Source organism: Oleiphilus sp. HI0125 (assembly GCF_001635355.1).
In genome coordinates this window covers 1-18,385 of the sequence record NZ_LWGF01000057.1, presented here as the reverse complement: position 1 = coordinate 18,385, position 18,385 = coordinate 1, and the positions used below count along the sequence as shown (strand labels likewise).

The window sequence follows — 18,385 nt, the reverse complement described above, 5'->3', positions numbered from 1 at the left end:
TATTGATATTTATCAGTAATTTATGATTATTTTTATTATGGATAAAAACCAATAATGTAAAATAAATCGACAGTTCTTTGAGCGCACAAGCTCGAGAAAAAATCACTCCAAAATACAAATGATTGTTTTCTATCGTGATCGTAAATAATTTTTTAATGGGAAAGTTTATCCTGGCATATTGGAACTCATTTGAAAGAATTAAATCCTCGCTCTAAGACGGACTTTGTTCTAGGTAGCACTAGCACCAAAATTTGCTATTTTTGTATTACTCTCTTATCGAGTAAGTATATTGAAAAAACATCGAGGTTATTATCAATCGCGCAAATCACAGGCGCTCTTTACTGCGGACGCAAATATATATGAACACGGATTATATTCGAACATATTGAGAAACGACTTTATGCCCAGGAGGCGTAACTTAATATAATACTGACCTTGGAACTTATCATGCTCGAAATAGGTAATTATTATTACCTTAGTCGTAACAGAGCTAGTAATCTTATATTGGAGAGGCATGTCGATTTGACTTGCCCTATGAGATAAAAGTGGTGGTAGGCACTCTACCTTAAACCGACAAGCCGCAAGAAAAAACAACAATGCGTTGCAAACAATATGCGAGCACTGTTACTTGTATTGATACACCAAAAAAGGCCCCATAAGGGACATCTTTGCAATGTTATGTTTGCTTAGTGCAGCTTCATTCTAGAATGAATCACTCGCATCAAACGATCATTTAGCCAAATCAAACCGGTCTTAAAGAAGCCGTGCAAGGCAAGCTGATGCATGCGATATAAAGACACATAAAATAAGCGCGCAAGCTTTCCTTCGACCATCATGCTGCCTTTGCTCAAGTTCCCCATGAGACTTCCTACGGCAGTATAATCGCTCAAAGAAACAAGCGAACCATGATCTTTGTAGACAAACTGATGTGCAGCACCGCCATCTAGTCGAGCAACAAGCGTCTTGTACAGCGTACTCGCCTGTTGGTGTGCCGCTTGTGCACGAGGAGGCACAGACCGTTCATTACCCTCATTCCAACATTCCGCACAATCGCCAAACGCAAATACGCAATCATCCAAAGTCGTTGCCAATGTGGTGTCAACCTTCAATTGATTCAATCGATTCGTTTCGAGGCCATCTAGTTCTGTTAAGAACCCTGGGGCTTTAATACCTGCCGCCCACACTTTGATTTCGGCGTTTAGAGGCTCACTCTCAGCAAAGGTCAGTTGAGTGTCGGTAATTTCTGTTACCGGTTGAGATGTTAATACTTCAATATTGAGCTTATTCAATTCCCGCGTTGCCGCCGCAGATAAACGTTCTTTTAGTGCTGGCAATATACGACCACCAGCTTCGATCAAAGAGATATGAATATTGCTTTCTTTGACGTTATGCAGACCATAAGACTCTAGTTGCTGCGAAGCATAGCGTAATTCAGCTGCCAACTCGACGCCGGTCGCGCCCCCACCAATGATCGCAACATGAATATCTCTCTCACCTTCGGGCGCATGCTCTGCTTGCAAATAACGATTTAACAGACTCTGATGAAAACGGCGCGCTTGTAGCTGGCTATCGAGAAACTGGCAATGCTCTTCGGCACCTTTGGTTCCAAAATCATTCGTCGTACTGCCCACAGCAATCACCAATGTGTCGTATGGCACACGGCGCGCAGCAACAACCTCTTCACCTTTGCGATTATTTATAGGCGCTAAGGTAATCGTTTTTTGGGAACGGTCGAGTCCAGTTAAGCGTCCGGGCTGGAATTCAAAATAATGCTGTTGCGCATGCACACGAAAATCGACTTGCGCGGCATCTGAATTGAGAGAGCCGGCAGCAACCTCGTGCAACAAAGGCTTCCAGACATGCGTTAAGGCCGCATCAACGAGCGTAATACGAGCTTTGTTCTTCTTGCCTAATTTATTGCCGAGTTTTGTCGCAAGCTCTAGTCCGCCAGCGCCACCACCCACAATAACAAAGTGATGCATATCGTCCATAACCTTACTCTCTTTAACAATAAAAAGGGTTGGCGATTTTGACGTATGTTTCTGAAATGTAAAGACAAAAGCCATTAATTAGGGTAATTGCCCTAATTAGTCTCAAAAACAACATGTTAAAACAGAGGATTAAACAGCCTCCGTCGCAGGATCATCAAGTGACTTCTTAGATCAAGTAATCACAGCCTGCGTACGATTAGCCCCCAACTTCTTAAAAATAGCAGTGATATGGGCTTTTACCATAACTTCTGTCACGCCAATTTCATAAGCTATCCGTTTGTTCAGCCAACCTTCTCATAAGAAACAAAGCACACGATACTGCTGGGGCGTCAAGACAGCGGCCTGCGTTGCTGAGTCACGTTCTTCATTATCGATTCGACGTAAGTTTTGGCGCACAAAAGACTACACCTAAGATTCACCATCAATCACATGGTCAATGGCATCTTTAATCATACTCGGAGAGCAGGACTTTGGAATAAAGCCAATTGAGCCGTGAGCAATACAACGGCTAATAGTCTCAACATTTTCTCGTGCTGAAATGATCGTTAAAGGCACAGTTGGGAATTTTTCGGGTACAGTCACCAGACCAAATGAGTCCTGACTGCCTGACATATGTAAATCGAGCAACAACAAATCATTGTCAGGGTTTTGTTCGAGCACTTTAAGCGTGCAATCAAGATCAGAAGATTCACTAATGCAAAGATCAGGCAAGTGCGTATTCAATAACCCTAACAGAGCATTTCCAAACAAGGATGATCATCCCGCAATATGAATTTAATACATTAACACTTCCTTTAAAACGCACACACTTGAAACTCAAGAATAGTCCAGGCGTGTTTTGAACGGCTAGGGTTTGAGGGTGTCCTACTGCACAATTTAACGCCCTTCAGTTGGCGGATCGACCACAGTCACTGCGTTTAAGGTGAAGGTGTCGCCTTAATTATCGAATTCACTCACACCAATTTTACGTACTATACGGCGCATAATTTAAGCAACCTTTGTAAGGCTTACATTTTGTAAGCTGTTGAATTTAATAGAATTCAATATTGTAAGGAATTCTTGGTTTTTTCTAAGCATTATTGAACTCAAATATGGGCACTAAAGGATCAACATTATAAGCTGCAAGAAGAGAATTAACTGCACTAAATCGAGACTCAGCGCTAGCAAAATTAATGAAAAGTAAGTCATGCTTTCATCGCTTAAAACTTCTGCTGCTAGACAAAAGCAGAAGTTTTGCTTTAAGGGAAAGTACTGTATATCTTGCGAGCATCGCTAGTGAAAAACAGAACTTTTCAGGACACCCCTCGGGAAATAGAGGAGTATTCTTTGTGACGCTATAGTCCTAGATGTACTTATGAGAGTGATACAAAACAGAATAATGTCCTCCACCTAAATAAAGGTGGAGGACAATAGGTTATTTACAGGGATGTTTTGCGCCTTGTATAGACTAAACCCGCCAACCCCAGCATCAATAGAGACAACGAAGCTGGCTCAGAAACTGCCACTTGCTTATCTCTAATCAATACAATTCCCGCGGTACCAAAAGCCGGATTAGGGTCTAACAAATCTCTAAACTTTTGAACTGTTTCTGTGTTAGTTTCTGGAACAAGGTGGTTAGTAAACTCAGTGCTGAGGGTTAGAAAGTTAACCAAACCGTTATCATTCGAGTCAAGTCCAAAACGAGCGGAGGTCAAGCTTAAGCCTGTGTAATCGTCTGTTTTATCCACACCGTTACCGGTTTGAATACTGTCTTCGTAAGTAGTCCAACCAAAGAGATCACCAAATACTCTAACGAAGTCGATGCCATCATTAAAAACAGCACCGTTGAAATGCCCATAAATACTACTAGTTTCTTCGTCATCACTCCATGAGACAGTAGGAAAGAAATCGCTAAGCAGATCAGCTACATCTTTGTTACTCGCTACACGCCAACCCATAGGCTGATATGTTGTGAGCGCATCTGAGACATTCATTCCTACTGTAGATGTCCATTGGAGCCATTGCTTTCCTGTTACAGAGTTTGATACAACATCTCCGCTTAAGCTGTAGTCAGTGATAGGACCCGCTTGTGATGTTGCACTAAAGCATAGTGCGGCAACAGCAAGTATTTTTCGGATTTGAGTTTTCATGTGTACTACCTTATCAATTCCATATGGTTTATTTGTACAGTGCTGAATCGGCACCGGTGTTTTTATTAGGGGGCAGGAGATTATCATTCATTCAGTAGGAGCGACGTGATGAACTATGCAGGATTGGGAAATGATCAAGTTTTTATATGGGCAGTGTTATACACAGAACAGAAGAGTACTCCTTTATAAAGTAAGCGATTTAGACGCGCTTATTATTAATCGGCAGTGATGGTAAACGATATACTTGTTTACAACTTTACTAAGTTAATAACCAATAAAAGCCTCTCAACACGAATACCGTAACGTCCGCTTGCCTCTTGAAGCGGGCATGATAAACAGAGCAGCCCCAAGGTCAGCTTCTGTCTATGTCCAAATGAAAAACCAATGTCCGCTTTTCATTCTTAGTACGTATTAACGCCAAGCTTTGGGGCGGGCTACGCAGTAGACCGTCCCAGCAACCGTAGGTTGCGATAACAGCGCCTTGTTAGGCGGATGGCTCAAAAACAAACTCATAGTGGGTTATTTCCTTGGGATCTAGGGCTAATGAGCTCTTAGCCTCTGATAACGTCGGCAAACTTCCTTTGTTAAAAGAAGCGCTAAATCCGACATGAGGTTGCCTTTTACCATCAGGATGAACAGTAAAAGCATCGTATCCTAAAAAGTAGTAGCCATTTTCATAAATCATTTCTAGAGCATCGGTTACATACTCTTTAGCTATCAACACCCCGCTTCCTATCTGGATGCTAGGAAGACCCCATTTACTGTAAACCTCTGCTCGATTCATTCTCGACGCCTAACGCCTCAAACACGGGCTGACGACCGCGCTAGCGGTTGGCAGTCCGCCCCTGCGTAGCAGGGGTAACGTGCTTTGACTTGTTATGTTTTTATTCGATTTCATTTAAATACTTGCTGATAAACTCTTCCAAGTTTGCCGCATATGGATTGCAAGCCATTTCTTTGTGGCACGCAAACCCAACTGAGAACTCTTGGCTCTCGTGATTTATAACGTAATAGTCACCACAGCCATTTTGGCCAATTATAAAATAGCGATCAGGCCATGCCTCACCAAAATAGCCATTACTTCTGACATCGTTATTTTCTTCGATGATTACTTCGGCATCGTTTAGGAGACCGAAATCTTCAGCTTCTGTTCCAAGCAGGTCGTTAGGATAGTTGAGCAGAACTTGCTTATAGTTCACTGGAAGCTTAATGCCTGTCCTTTCTTCTATAGATTTAATTTCTTCCTGATTCATGACTCTCTCAAAGAAACATAACGCCGCAATAATCGGCGCGAGGTACGAGCGTCCGGCGCCGCAGGCGCGTAGTTAATTGCCTTGTTATGTGTTTTGCACGAGATAGTATAAATTTCCATATTCTCTCGAATCCGATTTCTTTATTTCTTTGGCCTCAATAGCTTCTCTCAACCATTGTTTAATGTCACTTCGTTGTACGTTGGGATATTTCTTTCTACGGGTACTAATGAAGCCGCATAGCCTCCACTCATCAAAGCCATCAATACGCCCATTGGCACCGTAATTGAAGTCAATTATATCCTTCTTGCCAATGTGAACCTTACAACCAACCCCATGAAAGAAGTATTTGTGCTTGCCTCCAAGCATGCCGACCTGCTCAATTGGCGGCCCCCAATTGTGAGGCTCCTCAGTTTTTAGATACTTCTTCAGCAGCGCGTTGGCTTCTTCGACTTTTTCTTGGAAGTCGGAAATTATTTTTCGAAGCTCTGTATTCATGATTTACACATAACGCCTTGCACACGGGCTGACGAACTGCGAAGCAGTTTGGCAGTCCGAGCACGCTTGCGTGCGGTTGTGCTGCAACTTGTTATGAGTTGAATTTGGCATTGATGTAACCTGCTATTTCCTTAGCTAAGGACTCTGCTGAAGTTATTTTTGCTACGACGCTGTAACCCGACCAGTTGTCCCACTCTAGGCCGATTACATCATTACCTTTTTTAAAGTCTTGAAATACCTCATCGAAGCCAGCCACTTTCTCAGTGGCCACCTCAAGACTAAAGTTTGATATAACTTCATCAGTAATTTTGCGATACATTTCACCCTCGATGTTATCGAAGTCGAAAGTTAATCTATTACTGTTATCTCTATGTTCATTCATTATTGAGCTTAAGACTCATAACGCCAAGCTAATGGGCAGGCACTGCGAAGCAGTGACTGTCCAGGCCGAGGTTTCCTTGGCCGAGCATTGAGCGCCTTGTTAAGTGTTTAATTATTTATTGCCTCAATCAGCTGCAAGTTTAACTGATGAGACTCATAACTAGTATGTAGCCCCAAAACTATTTGAGGCACGAAGCCAAAGATGTAAAGCCCAAGGCATAACCAAATTTTGTACGGATGATTAATGGCTTTTACTTTATGCCTAAAAGGCACATGCATATTTGGGGGTGGATATTGCTTGTGTTTGTTAGTTTGTATAGCGATGTATATTGCTAGAACCGTAAGAAAAGACAGTAGTATTGCATTAGCAACCGACACATACACATAGCGACGATCAGCCTCCATGATTTGTTCTATTTGCGTGCCAGTGATAGGAAAAATTGTGTTGAGGTTTTGACCAACTAAGGCAAATAGAAGACCGAAAGAAACTAGGCCGTAAAAGTAAATTTTTCCTTTTAGTGTTGCTTCAATGTATCCGTTCATATTTACACTTAACAGTTAATTCTACGTACCCGATACGGGTATCACTTTTCAATTAGGTTAACACCTTCGGAACGATCAATTCATTAATAATCATAGACTTATGAGACTTCCTTTTTTTCAAGTTGCGCACACTCTTTAGCAAATGCGTATTGAATACGCATTTGCTAATTCATTACCCCTTTAAAATCAGAGCTTTATAAGAATAAGCAGTGATACCCGCCCCTCGTGCGGTTATCACAGGCGACCTGTAGATATAATTTGAACCGACACAACTCGACCTCTCGAAGCAGGTGGGGGTCAAAGCGTTAAGGTCTGCAATCTTCTTCGAAGCGGGCATGGTGAACCGAGAAGCACTAACAGCCGCTTCTGTCTAACAGCGGAAGCAACCGCCGCTCAAATCTCGACGTCTGCAATCCTCTTTAAGCTGATTTACAGTACCAACCAATAAAATATTGGTTTAATTAATCTTTATAAGTAAGGATTTTACAACTCAAGAACATAATTTTTCCCGAGCGAATTTTTGGCAATACTACGCAAAACAACTATTAGACCTTGGTCTAGCATTGGACCAAGGTCTACATCAAGCCCTGTTCGGTAAAACTGACCACATGACTACCTGCGACGATTAAATGATCCAGCACCCGCACATCGATCAACTCCAATGCCGACTGCAATCGTCGTGTAATCTGGATGTCAGCTTGGCTTGCTTGCGTCGATCCAGAGGGATGGTTATGACAAAGAATGACGGCTGCAGCACCTTTGTTAAGTACATGGCGAACTACTTCACGCGGATATACGGATGCAGCATCAATCGTACCCTGAAACAGCTCTTCCATATCCAGAATTGCATGCTGATTATTAAGATACAGAACAGCGAAGGTTTCATGTTGACGATTTGCCAAGGCATGCTGCACATAACGTTTGCACACATCAGGGCTAGTGATAACATCACTCTCCCTTAACTCATCTTTTAGTACGCGCTTACTTACTTCTAAACTTGCATGTAACTGCGCGTACTTTGCTAAGCCCATGCCTTTGTAAGAACAGAATTCTTGTTCACTAGCGCGAAGCAGTGGCTTCAACCCACCAAAATGAGCGAGTAAATCTCGTGCTAATTCAATCGCTGAACGCCCTTTGATGCCTGTACGTAAAAAGATCGCAAGCAACTCAGCGTCACTTAATGTTTGAGGACCTTTTGAGAGGAGTTTTTCGCGCGGCCGTTCGGACTCTGGCCAAGTTGATATGCTCATGTCTAATTCCTTGTTAAATAACTCGCTCCATCCTTGAGCGACATTGACAAGCGTGCCGCAAGTAGCAACACTTCTCAAGTTCATTTCATAAGGAATTCCTATGTCTTCAAATATCGATTCACAAACACAAACCGAACTAGAAGCCGCTGTATTTCGTCGTTTCTTAAAACACTTAGATGACCATAAAGAAGTACAAAACATTGACCTGATGATCTTGGCCGACTTCTGCCGAAACTGCCTATCAAAATGGTACGCAGCAGCGGCCGCCGAGAAAGGTGTTGAAGTGGATTATGACGCGGCTCGAGAGTTCGTTTACGGTATGCCTTACTCAGAGTGGAAAGACAAACACCAGCTTCCAGCGACACCAGAACAAATGGAAGCGTTTGAAGCGAAGCAAGCGGCTAAGAAAAAGTAAGGGCGCTACAAATAAAGCACGCACAACATAGAGCCATAAGGCTATTTCTTTAATGGCTCTAGCAGTTTCTCTAAACCCTCAATTTTAATCTCGAGCGTCATTTCTAGCAGAGTTCCAAGCTTGCCATTAGGGAAGCCTTTTTTACGAAACCAGAGTAGGTATTCTTCAGGTAGATCTATTAAGCGACGACCACTGTATTTGCCAAACGGCATGCGCATATTAGCAATTTCGCCTAAGTATTCTTGGTTCATTTTTCTTATAGTTTATGAGAAATATTTGAGGTTTAACGCTGGGGGCTGAGCGCTTTTAGTCTGACCCAGAGTATCGATCGCAATAGCTTTCAATCGAAGAGACTTAATAGCTCAGCGTATCCTTGTTCTTCCATCTCTGCCTTTGGCACGAAACGCATGGCCGCCGAATTAATACAGTAACGCATACCGCCTTCTTCAACGGGGCCATCATTAAACACATGGCCTAGGTGTGAATCGGCATCTTTACTGCGCACTTCTGTGCGCACCATGAACATTTGACGATCTTCTTTCTCGACAATCTGTTCCATGTGAATAGGCTTGGTAAACGCAGGCCAACCAGATCCAGAATCATATTTAGTCGTGGAGCTAAACAAGGGTTCTCCAGACACAACATCGACATAAATACCCTCTTCCTTGTGGTCCCAGTATTCGTTATCAAAAGCACGCTCGGTACCACCACATTGGGTGACATGGTGCTGAAGTTCGGTCAATTCTGGTTTTGATTTTTGATCTGTCATGTTGTTCACCTCCTACGTGTTGATGATGATACGCATGGCCTGAAGCTCCAGACCTGTCTTATCAATATAGGATAAACCCTCTTCTTTTTGCTTACGAACAAATTCAATTTCTGCTTCGCGAATCATTGGATTCTTTTGCTGTAAACTGGTCATACGATGAATTTCAGCATCCATGTCGGTACTTAATTGCTCACGCGCGATGTCTTTGAAACTCGGCAGAGTTTGCTCAGCAAGTTTCTGCGCATGCGCCAATAAACCAGCAAATTCAGAGCGGATTTCTTTAATGATTTGCAGCGCCAAGGTACGTTTTATACCACTGCTGAGCTCGTTAAGCTTTTCATACGGCAGCACTTGCGACAAATCTCGCCCATCGCCATTAACGACAAAACGTTGTGGAGACATCGGCAAATATTTATCTAGCTGTAACTCATTCGGCGCCATGCTGTTCACGGTAAAAATAGACTCTAAAAATAAGGTGCCTGGAGGAATACCTTTCACGGAAATTTTCGCCAAAGCGGCATTGCCAAGTTCGCCGCTCACTAGCTGATCCATTAATTCAGTGACCATAGGATGCTCCCATGTAACAAATTCCATATCTTCGCGAGACAATGCTTTCTCTCGTTGATACGTAAGCGTCATTCCTTCATCGGTTAATCGAGGAAACTCTGCTGTCAGCATATGCTCGCCGGGATGCAATACAACTGAACCATCTGACTGATGCTCTTGTTCAACACCATACAAGTCATATACGCGCTGCATGTACGCGGCTAAATCTTGGCTACGCTCTTCTTCCTCAAGCCTCTCAATCAAGGCTTCAGCTTCTTTCGGGCGACATGAATTGAGCTCTAGCAATACGTTCCTGCCCATCTGAAGCTCACGCATGATCTCTTCTCGATAAGCAGCGACCTTTTCAATGATGCCAGTGGCTTCAGTTGATGTGAGGTCGGATAAAGACAAATACTGATCAAGGCTTTCTTGGAACTTCTGCTGAATGGCATACCCCGCCGGACAACTCGTTTCAAATGCATTTAGACCCTTGTGGTACCAGTTAAACCAAGCTGCGCGCTGACTTCCATACAAGTACGGCACATGAATCTGTACATCACGAACCTGACCAATTCGATCGAGTCGGCCAATTCTCTGTTCGAGCAAATCTGGGTTCTCGGGCAAATCAAGCAAGACCAGATTGCTCGCGAATTGGAAGTTACGCCCTTCACTACCGATCTCAGAACAGATTAGCGCTTGAGCGCCTTCTTCTTTGTCTGCAAAGTACGCCGCGGCACGATCTCGCTCGATAATGCTCAAGCCCTCATAAAATGCAGAAGTTCTAAAACCTTGTCGTAAGCGCAAATAATCTTCAACCATCAAGGCGCGATTCGCATTCGAACAGATCACAAGAACTTTCTCATCGCGATTCGCTTCGAGAAACTCACATAGCCATTTTACTTCTGGATCATTAGCGACCGAATCGGAGTCAGGCTCATATGCCGCAACAAGCTCATAGGGCTGCACAATACGCTGAGGAAAGCCTTCAATCGCATCACGCGTATTACGAAACAGCACTCGCCCCGTACCATGTAGATCAAGCAATTCATTAATAAGTTGCGGAACAAGTTCTTCAGCGGGCAAAGACCAATCAAAATCTTCAGACGAGGCAATCAAACAACTCAGGTCTGATTTAAGGCGGGCATCAACCGGCGCGTCATCGGCTTGGCTTTGTAGCTGTTTTACTAACTCCGAAATTTCGCCGTAATGCTTTTCTTGCTCCTTGAAGGCTTCAAGGTCATGGAAACGATCAGGATCAAGCAAACGTAAGCGTGCAAAGTGACTTTCCAAACCTGCTTGTTCAGGTGTCGCAGTCAGAAGTAAGACGCCTCGACTAATCTTCGATAGCTCTTCAACACACAAGTATTCATCACTCGCTTTCTCGGCACTCCATTCAAGATGATGTGCCTCATCGACGACAAACAAATCCCAATCAGCTTCGCTAGCGAGCGCGGAAAGAGCAGGATCTTGGCTAAGTGTTGCAATATCGCATAACACTAGTTGCTCTTCTTCAAAAGGATTCTCGACGCCCTCTTCAATCAACGCATCACAACGAGCACGATCAAAAATAGAAAAACGCAGATTAAATCGGCGCAGCATTTCAACAAGCCACTGATGAATCAGTGTCGATGGCACACAAATCAATACGCGAGAACTTAAACCGCGTTGTAGTTGGGTATGAATAATCATGCCAGCCTCAATGGTTTTACCGAGGCCAACCTCATCTGCTAACAAGACACGTGGTGCAAAACGTTGTGCGACATTTTTTGCAATGTACACCTGATGAGAAAGCAAGCTCGTGCGTGAACCAAGCAAGCCTTTAACGCCACTCAGTTGAAGGGCATGATTATGTTGCAAGGTTTCATAACGCAAACGAAATGCGCGATTACGATCGAAGTGCCCATTGGTTAATCGTTGCAATGGATTCGTAAACTGGATAAAACAATTGAGCTCAACTTCACTAATACACTGCTTTGTCGAAGCATCACTGGAAACATGATAAAAAACAAGATCATCAATTAGCTCTACATCTTTGATCACATAGAGTTGATCATCATGATCACGAACTTCATCTCCCACTTTGTAAATCACGCGAGAAATAGGCGCTTGATCTGTCGCATAAGTACGAATTTCATCGGCCGCAGGAAAGGTGATCAGGATTCTCCGTCCTTCGATTTCAGAGATCATTCCTAAACCTAATTTCGGTTCGGTTTGGCTAACCCACCGCTGGCCAACTTTATACGTCATTCTTTACCCCTAGCATAAAAACATGATGCGCGATGCATCTTAAGCGGCGCGCATTCTAGCACTCTTGGCCATCCACTCAAGCACCCTGCAATGAATACTTTAAATCGGACAATCTTTGCTAATTTTAAGTCAAGCTGAAGTGTAGTCGTTGTATGTTGAGGCGCTAGTGTGCTAACAATATATTTGTTGAAAAGTAGGTAAATACCGATGGAATATCTTCCCCGCATCAAACGCCTTATTGGACTATGGATGCTGTCGTTATCAGCAACGGCATATGCCCATGATCTTCACTACTTTGTTGTGGAAAATATCGCCGCACCTTTACAGATTGTCGATGAAAAAAACATCCATAGCGGCATCATCACCGACATTGTCACTGAAATCGCACGACTCGCCGAACTAGATCTCAAAATTACTGTCGCACCAAGCCCAAGAATCGAACGGCTGTTAAAAGGAGAGAGTAATGTTAATTGGATCGCCTATGACAGCCCTTCTTGGGATTCACTACCAAACGGAATTGCCTTTGAGCCAGCAGTCACATAAGTCCATCATTCGATTTTACATTGCTGTGCATTTCGAGACTTTGAAGAACTTGAAGCATACGAGATCACCATCATTAAAGATTTTCGATATCCGGGATTAAATAAACATGCTTCGGAGTTTTCCTTAGAGCTCACCGAAGTAAAGAGCTACGAACAAGGGCTTGAGTTAGTCGACTTAGAGCGCGTAGATGGTTTTATAGAAATGGATTTACGACTGAGCTACCACGTTAGTCAGCAGCCAGATCAAAAGTGCACAACGCTCACTTATATTGACGATATTGAGCCTCCTTATGCGATCGAACTGAAAGTGAATCAAAACATGCCGCAGAGTCGCGTTAACAAATTAAAGCGCGTTTACCAAAAACTTCACGAGTCTGGTTTTATTCAAGAAACAATAGAGAAATATACACGATCAGCCTCGACCTTGTGGATAGGTCGAGGCTTGAATTCAAGGCCCTTAAGGCATTTGAATTTGAGGGCCGCCGTCTTGACCTGGAACAACAATCTGAGACGCTTGTTGTCGACGCATTTCTTGTAATTCACGCATCGTATCTTCCATCGCCTGCTTAGCGCCATCACCAAAACCTGCAACTGCGTCTGCTAAATTATCAACCGCTAACTCAAACGTGAGTGGCAGAGCACCAGCTGGAGTCATCATTTGCGCTTGTCCGACATATTGCACTGCGCGCGCATCGTCACGTTCACCACTTGCCGTCACAGGCGTCATAACACGAATGGTGCCGATCTTCTGATCTGTATAAATTTCTTCGCGATAAAGATTCGCGACATCCATATTCATTTCTAGTTCTTCAGACATGAGAATTCCTGTACTAAAAGGATTGAGCCGCTACGGGCTGAACGGAGGAGATTATGGCGATTAGATGGGTTGCTTGTCACGCCTTATTTCTGCGCCAAGCTGACCTGGTACTTATCCACCAAGGATGCAAAATTATTGCGCACCACAATTAAGTTATTAATCGATGACATAAACAGATCAAACGCCGATTGAGGCAATTTGAGCGCTTTGTAGTTTTCCCGCAGCAAAACAAGCTGCTCAGCTGCAATATCGTCACTACGATTTTGTTGTTTATTAAGAAGAAATGGCACCATGTTCTCACGAATTTTTTTCGCTTCGACATGATCGCCATTCGCATCAATGAGCTTTAGTAATCGCAAACGTTGATCCAACAATAAGCGTTCATCTTGCGCTAAAAAACCAACTAACTCTTTTACGTAATACTCTTGCATGAAAGCGCTTAATTTACTTAGTGCTCGATACTGACGTTCTTCAGGATCATCGTGCGGATTAATCTGATCAATCTGACGATAAATCATAAGGTAAAGAGTTGCATCAATCGTCTGCAATGCTTCCAACGCACCTTCAGACAACATATCCACAAAAGTACAAGCTTGAGAGACGGCTAAACGGGACAAAGTACTATCGTCTTCGTTTTGGACTGCTGTTTGAATTGCACGTCGGGCCAGAAGATCATTGTTTGGAAATTGGACCAAGGCTTTATCCAAAGCCGTGGCAACGTGCTGTGAGCCAAATTGCTCGGCCTTTTCAGCCCATTCCAACCAAGCCATTGGGCTCTGCGCTAGAAACTCGTGTAAAGACCGTTGCCAAGCGTAAGCATCTTGAACATAACGAGGCTTTGGAAGCTGAATGAGCTGCTCAGCTACTTTACGCCATTGCCAATATTCTTTTATCTCGGAGAGAGCCGCTCGTACTTTCTCTGTCTCGGGAATTTTTTGTTCAGCAAGCTGCTGGCTTAACCATGCTTGCGCAAGCCGTTTATGAAATAAATCGAGACCACCTTCAATCTCCCTCAAAATATGCGCAGGCTCGTGAGCGATCAGATTAAATTGGTCGAGAAAATATATTTTCTCGAAACGCTTTATCAAGGTAATCGCTCGGCCTTGTTGTAAGGCGAACAGACGCGTGTACAAACTGCTGAGTGCCTGAGCCGAAGAGCGGTATGTGCCCCACTTATCGTCAATTTGAAGTAGCAGTTTATTAAGTCGCGCTAATGAATATTCTACAAGTTTGAGTCCTTCTCGAGGCTTGCTCTCAAAGCTTGCCGCTTCAAACTCCCCAAAGAGTTGTTCAATACGCGCGAAGAATGCCTTCACTTGACGCTGACTAAACAAATTACGTTTGTCATCGATACGTGTTGTTTCAGTAACGCGCGCTTTGAGAGCAACAAAATCAACTTCTTGCCCGGCCAAACTCGCCTTTAACAAGTAACGCTCAAATTGTTCAGAATCACTTTCTAATAGCTCTAAAAAGTGCTTCGCCAGTGTTTGTTTCTCGAGACCAATCAAATACGCAAATATGCGAGATTTTTCGGGACCTTTGGAAAGGGAGAGTACTTGTTGCTCAAGACGGTTACCGTGTAATACTGCAGAAACACAGTGCTGACAAAAATCGAACCCATCGGAATCTGGGCAAGTACAGTGCCCGTCCACAATACTGCCCGCATAATTCAGTGTGACAGTGTAGTCTTCAACTTTGGCTGTTACCGCTAGGCCATCTCGCTGATAGTCTTGCACTAAATCAGGGGTGTACGCATTCTTACCCCGCTGAAAACGATCTTTCCCAGCGCGCTTGAATAATTCTTCTTCACCTACAAGAAATTTAGACATGACTTACACGTCGTAAGAGGCATCAGCCTTTGGCTGTTCAGGAAGGTCTTTTGTGGCCAATAAATAAGCACTCTCTTCGTACTCGCTATACCACAAAACAAGATCGCCGTTATCAAGCGCAGCACGTGCGCTATAAATGCGATCTTCGATCGGCGATTCCACGTCATTTAGACCCCAAGCGCGAAGACAGTATTCTTTTAACAAACCTTCAAGCGCTTCTTCGCTTACGTCCTTACGGGGAATCACCATATATACAACTCTACAGTAAACTTAATGCTTTAACTTACCGCTTTCGTTGTTTTCTTGGTAGTGGTTTTTCGTCGCTTTTTTGTAGCAGTTGAAGCAATCGCTTCAACACGCACAGGCATACCATTTAGAGCTGAAGTACCCGTTAACTTATCGACGAACTGATCAGAAATAAGGACATTAAGGTTCACCCCTGGCTTCTGACTTGCCACAGAAAGTCGCGTCCCTTCATGATCGTGCCCCCAACCGTGAGGAATACTCATAACGCCCGTCATAATGTCGTCTGTGACTTCACAAGGAATAGTGACCGCACCATAGTCAGAAGAGACTTTAACTAATTCACCATGTTTGAGCTTCAAACGTTTAGCATCTGCTGTATTGATCTGTGCTGTACAACGGTTTTTTCCTTTCACTAAACGCGGCGTGTTATGCATCCACGAATTATTAGAACGTACATCTCGACGACCTATCAAAAGCATGACCGGCTCTTTGGTATTACTTAGTTCCTGCAAGCGCTTACGTAAGCGAGGCATATCTGTCATATAACTTTTTGGCACTAGTTGGATATGCTTGTGTTTAGTAAACAGACGATCTGGCAAAGCAGACTGTAACGAACCAAGATCAACACCGTGTGGATAATTCTTCAGCGAGGCAATACATAAGCCTTTGCTCAGACCTCGGTTTTGGGAACCATACGGGCCGTTATCAAGCGCTTTTCTTAAAGGATGCGATGGAGAGAAAATATCTTGAATCGTATCAATCAAAAATGCACCGATCGACGAAGTGCCCGGTAGCTGAGTTCCATAAGGCCCTATACGAAGCAAAACATCCAATACTCCATCTGGCCCCATTTGTTTCAGCGTGCGATAACGTGCAAGTTCTTTCACGCCATTCACTAAGCTACCACCAGCAGAGAGCCTGTGCGTAAGCTCATGCATAATTTGCCAGTCATGCTTACTGTTCTTTGGTGCGTTAAATAAGGCAGGAGAATATTTCGCAACATTACGCACAGCCAACATATTTAAAGCTACATCATAATGCGACTGCTCTAACTGACTCGTGCCCGGAAGAATAAGGTCTGCGTGCTTCGTTGTTTCATTCAAATGACTATCGACGCACAGCATAAAATCTAAAGAATTAAAGGCTTTCTCTAGACGATTTGAATTAGGGCTAGAAATAACTGGGTTACCCGCAATCGTGATCATCGCACGAATTTGTTGCTCACCCTTTGTTTCGATTTGATCAGCGATAGCACTCGACGGTAGCTCACCACTAAACTCAGGCAAACCGGTAACCGTTTTAAAACGACCTGAGCTACCTTGCTCACCAAGATAGCTGCTAATTTCGACAAGGTCCGCAGCAGGCTTTGTAAACATTAAGCCACCGCGCTCATCCAGATGATTAGTCAGTATGTTCAAGACATAAATGAACCAAGTCGCCAAGCCACCGAACTCTTGCGTTGATGTGCCCATGCGACCAAATATCGCTGCTCGCGGCGTCTCTGCTAATTTACGAGCGAGCTCTCGGATGTATTCGGCCTTAATACCACACACATCTGCGACAGACTCGGGAGAAAAATCAGAGCTCATTAACTGAACGTCTGCCACACCTTCAATAATGCCTTGTAACCGACCGATATCGACTAAGCCTTCATCAAATAAGGTATGAATCATGCCTAGCAACATATACGCATCTGTGCCTGGCTTGATGAACAAGTGCGTATCAACAACCTTGGCAGTTTCGCTGCGTTTGGGGTCGATCAAAATTACTTCGCCACCGCGTTTTCTTATCCCCTTTAAACGGCCTAGATAATCTGGCGCCGACATCAAACTCCCGTTCGATGCTGCTGGGTTACTACCAAGCAAAATGAATAAATCGGTATGATCAATGTCTGGAACTGGGAATAAACCCTGATGACCGAACATCTCATAATTAGCGCGCATATGGGGGAGTTGATCATTAGAGGTCGCAGAAAAACGATTCTTGGTCCCTAAAGCACGATATAAATTCATCAGGAATAGAACATTGCCGTGGTGATGAACATTCGGATTACCGAGATACAAACCGACCGCGTCTTGCCCATATTGCTTTTGAATGTCGCCTAAGCGCTTAGCCGCGATATCAAATGCTTTTCCCCAGCTAATCTGCTTCCAGCCCTGCTCTGTTTTAAGCATTGGCGTGCGCAAACGATCGGGATCTTCATGATAGTCTTTTAGCGCAAGAGCCTTAGGGCATATATGACCTTTACTGAATGGGTCATCCTTATCCCCTTTAATCGACAACACTTGAGTTTGATCGTGTTCTATTACAACACCGCACATTGCTTCACATAAATTGCACGTACGAAAGTGCTTCAAAGATTCTGTATTAGTCATCACGCTAACCTTCGGAAGTCTGCCCGAGTGGAGTGGTTCAGATATTTTTATATTGAGTTACCGCTAGCTGATTATATTCTTGAGTTGAAAGATTTGTCCAACTCCGTCAGTTAAACCGCTATCGCTAAAGTGTTTTTTGGTAACTCTCGTGCCATTGCTTTAGTTCTGCCGATATCCCCGCAACGACAATATCGCAGCGCAAGGATGGAAAAATATCAAATGCATGTTGCGCGCCATCGATAGCGGCAAAGCTCACCTGCTGCCCAGACACACTTCTTAGCTTGTTTGAAAAGTAGCGCGCTTCATCAAACGAAGTGAGCGTGTCTTTATTTCCATGGATGATCAAAAAAGGCGGCGCATGTTTTGAAATATGATTGATAGGAGACATAATCCGATAAAGGTCAGGCGCCTCTTCCTTACGCTGCTTTACGATGCTTTTGCGCATCACAATTTCTAAACCAACGCTTTTCTGAAGCTTCTTTTCATCTAGCAAATCATAGATGCCGTAAAACGGCACACAGCCTTGAACGCGTAAATCTTTGTCCTTCAAGCTTTCA

At 43.7% G+C, this 18,385-nt stretch carries 19 protein-coding genes and 1 pseudogene; 2 read left to right on the top strand and 18 right to left on the bottom strand.

Going from position 1 to position 18,385, the window contains the following annotated elements; all coding sequences use genetic code 11:
• Window positions 1–686 precede the first annotated feature (686 nt).
• The 10 genes from A3762_RS01030 to radC form a co-directional block, all read right to left on the bottom strand.
• Window positions 687–1,991: an NAD(P)/FAD-dependent oxidoreductase gene (locus A3762_RS01030; RefSeq protein WP_068473591.1), complete on the bottom strand. Its 1,305-nt coding sequence runs from the start codon at window positions 1,989–1,991 to the stop codon at window positions 687–689.
• A 171-nt stretch (window positions 1,992–2,162) separates the two neighbouring features.
• Complete coding sequence (locus A3762_RS28735; protein WP_197468914.1) at window positions 2,163–2,276, bottom strand: LuxR C-terminal-related transcriptional regulator; 114 nt, start codon at window positions 2,274–2,276, stop codon at window positions 2,163–2,165.
• Window positions 2,277–2,399: 123 nt separating this feature from the next.
• Window positions 2,400–2,741, bottom strand: coding sequence for a response regulator (locus A3762_RS26795; protein WP_197468912.1), 342 nt, complete (start codon window positions 2,739–2,741; stop codon window positions 2,400–2,402).
• A 668-nt stretch (window positions 2,742–3,409) separates the two neighbouring features.
• Complete coding sequence (locus tag A3762_RS01020; protein WP_068753696.1) at window positions 3,410–4,120, bottom strand: PEP-CTERM sorting domain-containing protein; 711 nt, start codon at window positions 4,118–4,120, stop codon at window positions 3,410–3,412.
• A 484-nt stretch (window positions 4,121–4,604) separates the two neighbouring features.
• Window positions 4,605–4,904 carry a hypothetical protein gene (locus tag A3762_RS01015; protein ID WP_068753694.1) on the bottom strand — a complete coding sequence of 100 codons (300 nt, stop codon included), beginning with the start codon at window positions 4,902–4,904 and terminating at the stop codon, window positions 4,605–4,607.
• A 100-nt stretch (window positions 4,905–5,004) separates the two neighbouring features.
• Entirely contained in the window at window positions 5,005–5,373 is a 369-nt protein-coding gene (locus tag A3762_RS01010; RefSeq protein WP_068753634.1) for an SMI1/KNR4 family protein, read from the bottom strand.
• Between the two features lie 84 nt (window positions 5,374–5,457).
• Window positions 5,458–5,868, bottom strand: a complete 411-nt coding sequence (locus A3762_RS01005) for a hypothetical protein (RefSeq protein ID WP_068753636.1) — start codon at window positions 5,866–5,868, stop codon at window positions 5,458–5,460.
• Window positions 5,869–5,959: 91 nt separating this feature from the next.
• Window positions 5,960–6,250, bottom strand: a complete 291-nt coding sequence (locus A3762_RS01000) for a hypothetical protein (protein WP_068753692.1) — start codon at window positions 6,248–6,250, stop codon at window positions 5,960–5,962.
• A gap of 107 nt (window positions 6,251–6,357) precedes the next feature.
• Window positions 6,358–6,792, bottom strand: a complete 435-nt coding sequence (locus tag A3762_RS00995; protein ID WP_068753690.1) for a hypothetical protein — start codon at window positions 6,790–6,792, stop codon at window positions 6,358–6,360.
• A gap of 575 nt (window positions 6,793–7,367) precedes the next feature.
• Window positions 7,368–8,042: a DNA repair protein RadC gene (gene radC / locus A3762_RS00990; RefSeq protein ID WP_068473587.1), complete on the bottom strand. Its 675-nt coding sequence runs from the start codon at window positions 8,040–8,042 to the stop codon at window positions 7,368–7,370.
• Window positions 8,043–8,142: 100 nt separating this feature from the next.
• On the opposite strand from radC, the gene A3762_RS00985 reads away from it, so the two are divergent.
• Complete coding sequence (locus tag A3762_RS00985) at window positions 8,143–8,457, top strand: DUF1244 domain-containing protein (RefSeq protein ID WP_197468911.1); 315 nt, start codon at window positions 8,143–8,145, stop codon at window positions 8,455–8,457.
• Window positions 8,458–8,498: 41 nt separating this feature from the next.
• Here the strand turns inward: A3762_RS00985 and A3762_RS00980 are convergent, their stop codons facing one another.
• From A3762_RS00980 to rapA, 3 genes and pseudogenes are all read right to left on the bottom strand, one after another.
• Window positions 8,499–8,708, bottom strand: a complete 210-nt coding sequence (locus A3762_RS00980) for a DUF3820 family protein (protein ID WP_068473527.1) — start codon at window positions 8,706–8,708, stop codon at window positions 8,499–8,501.
• A gap of 89 nt (window positions 8,709–8,797) precedes the next feature.
• A pseudogene (gene msrB, locus A3762_RS00975) lies at window positions 8,798–9,217 on the bottom strand (peptide-methionine (R)-S-oxide reductase MsrB); the annotation flags it as partial.
• A gap of 21 nt (window positions 9,218–9,238) precedes the next feature.
• Window positions 9,239–12,019, bottom strand: a complete 2,781-nt coding sequence (rapA, locus tag A3762_RS00970; RefSeq protein ID WP_068753686.1) for an RNA polymerase-associated protein RapA — start codon at window positions 12,017–12,019, stop codon at window positions 9,239–9,241.
• Between the two features lie 207 nt (window positions 12,020–12,226).
• On the opposite strand from rapA, the gene A3762_RS00965 reads away from it, so the two are divergent.
• On the top strand, window positions 12,227–12,562 hold the full coding sequence (locus A3762_RS00965; protein ID WP_068753684.1) for a hypothetical protein: 336 nt from the start codon (window positions 12,227–12,229) through the stop codon (window positions 12,560–12,562).
• A 456-nt stretch (window positions 12,563–13,018) separates the two neighbouring features.
• On the opposite strand, the gene A3762_RS00960 is transcribed toward A3762_RS00965, so the two are convergent.
• From A3762_RS00960 to A3762_RS00940, 5 genes are all read right to left on the bottom strand, one after another.
• Window positions 13,019–13,378 (bottom strand): hypothetical protein, encoded by a 360-nt coding sequence (locus tag A3762_RS00960; RefSeq protein ID WP_068473511.1) that lies wholly within the window; start codon window positions 13,376–13,378, stop codon window positions 13,019–13,021.
• Window positions 13,379–13,461: 83 nt separating this feature from the next.
• Window positions 13,462–15,207: an SWIM zinc finger domain-containing protein gene (locus tag A3762_RS00955; RefSeq protein WP_068753683.1), complete on the bottom strand. Its 1,746-nt coding sequence runs from the start codon at window positions 15,205–15,207 to the stop codon at window positions 13,462–13,464.
• Between the two features lie 3 nt (window positions 15,208–15,210).
• Window positions 15,211–15,456 carry a YheU family protein gene (locus A3762_RS00950; RefSeq protein WP_068473505.1) on the bottom strand — a complete coding sequence of 82 codons (246 nt, stop codon included), beginning with the start codon at window positions 15,454–15,456 and terminating at the stop codon, window positions 15,211–15,213.
• Between the two features lie 29 nt (window positions 15,457–15,485).
• Window positions 15,486–17,828 (bottom strand): molybdopterin-dependent oxidoreductase, encoded by a 2,343-nt coding sequence (locus tag A3762_RS00945; protein ID WP_068753682.1) that lies wholly within the window; start codon window positions 17,826–17,828, stop codon window positions 15,486–15,488.
• 124 nt (window positions 17,829–17,952) lie between these two features.
• Window positions 17,953–18,385, bottom strand: a 433-nt coding sequence (locus tag A3762_RS00940; protein WP_156493104.1) for a prolyl oligopeptidase family serine peptidase, incomplete at its 5' end; no start/stop codon positions are given.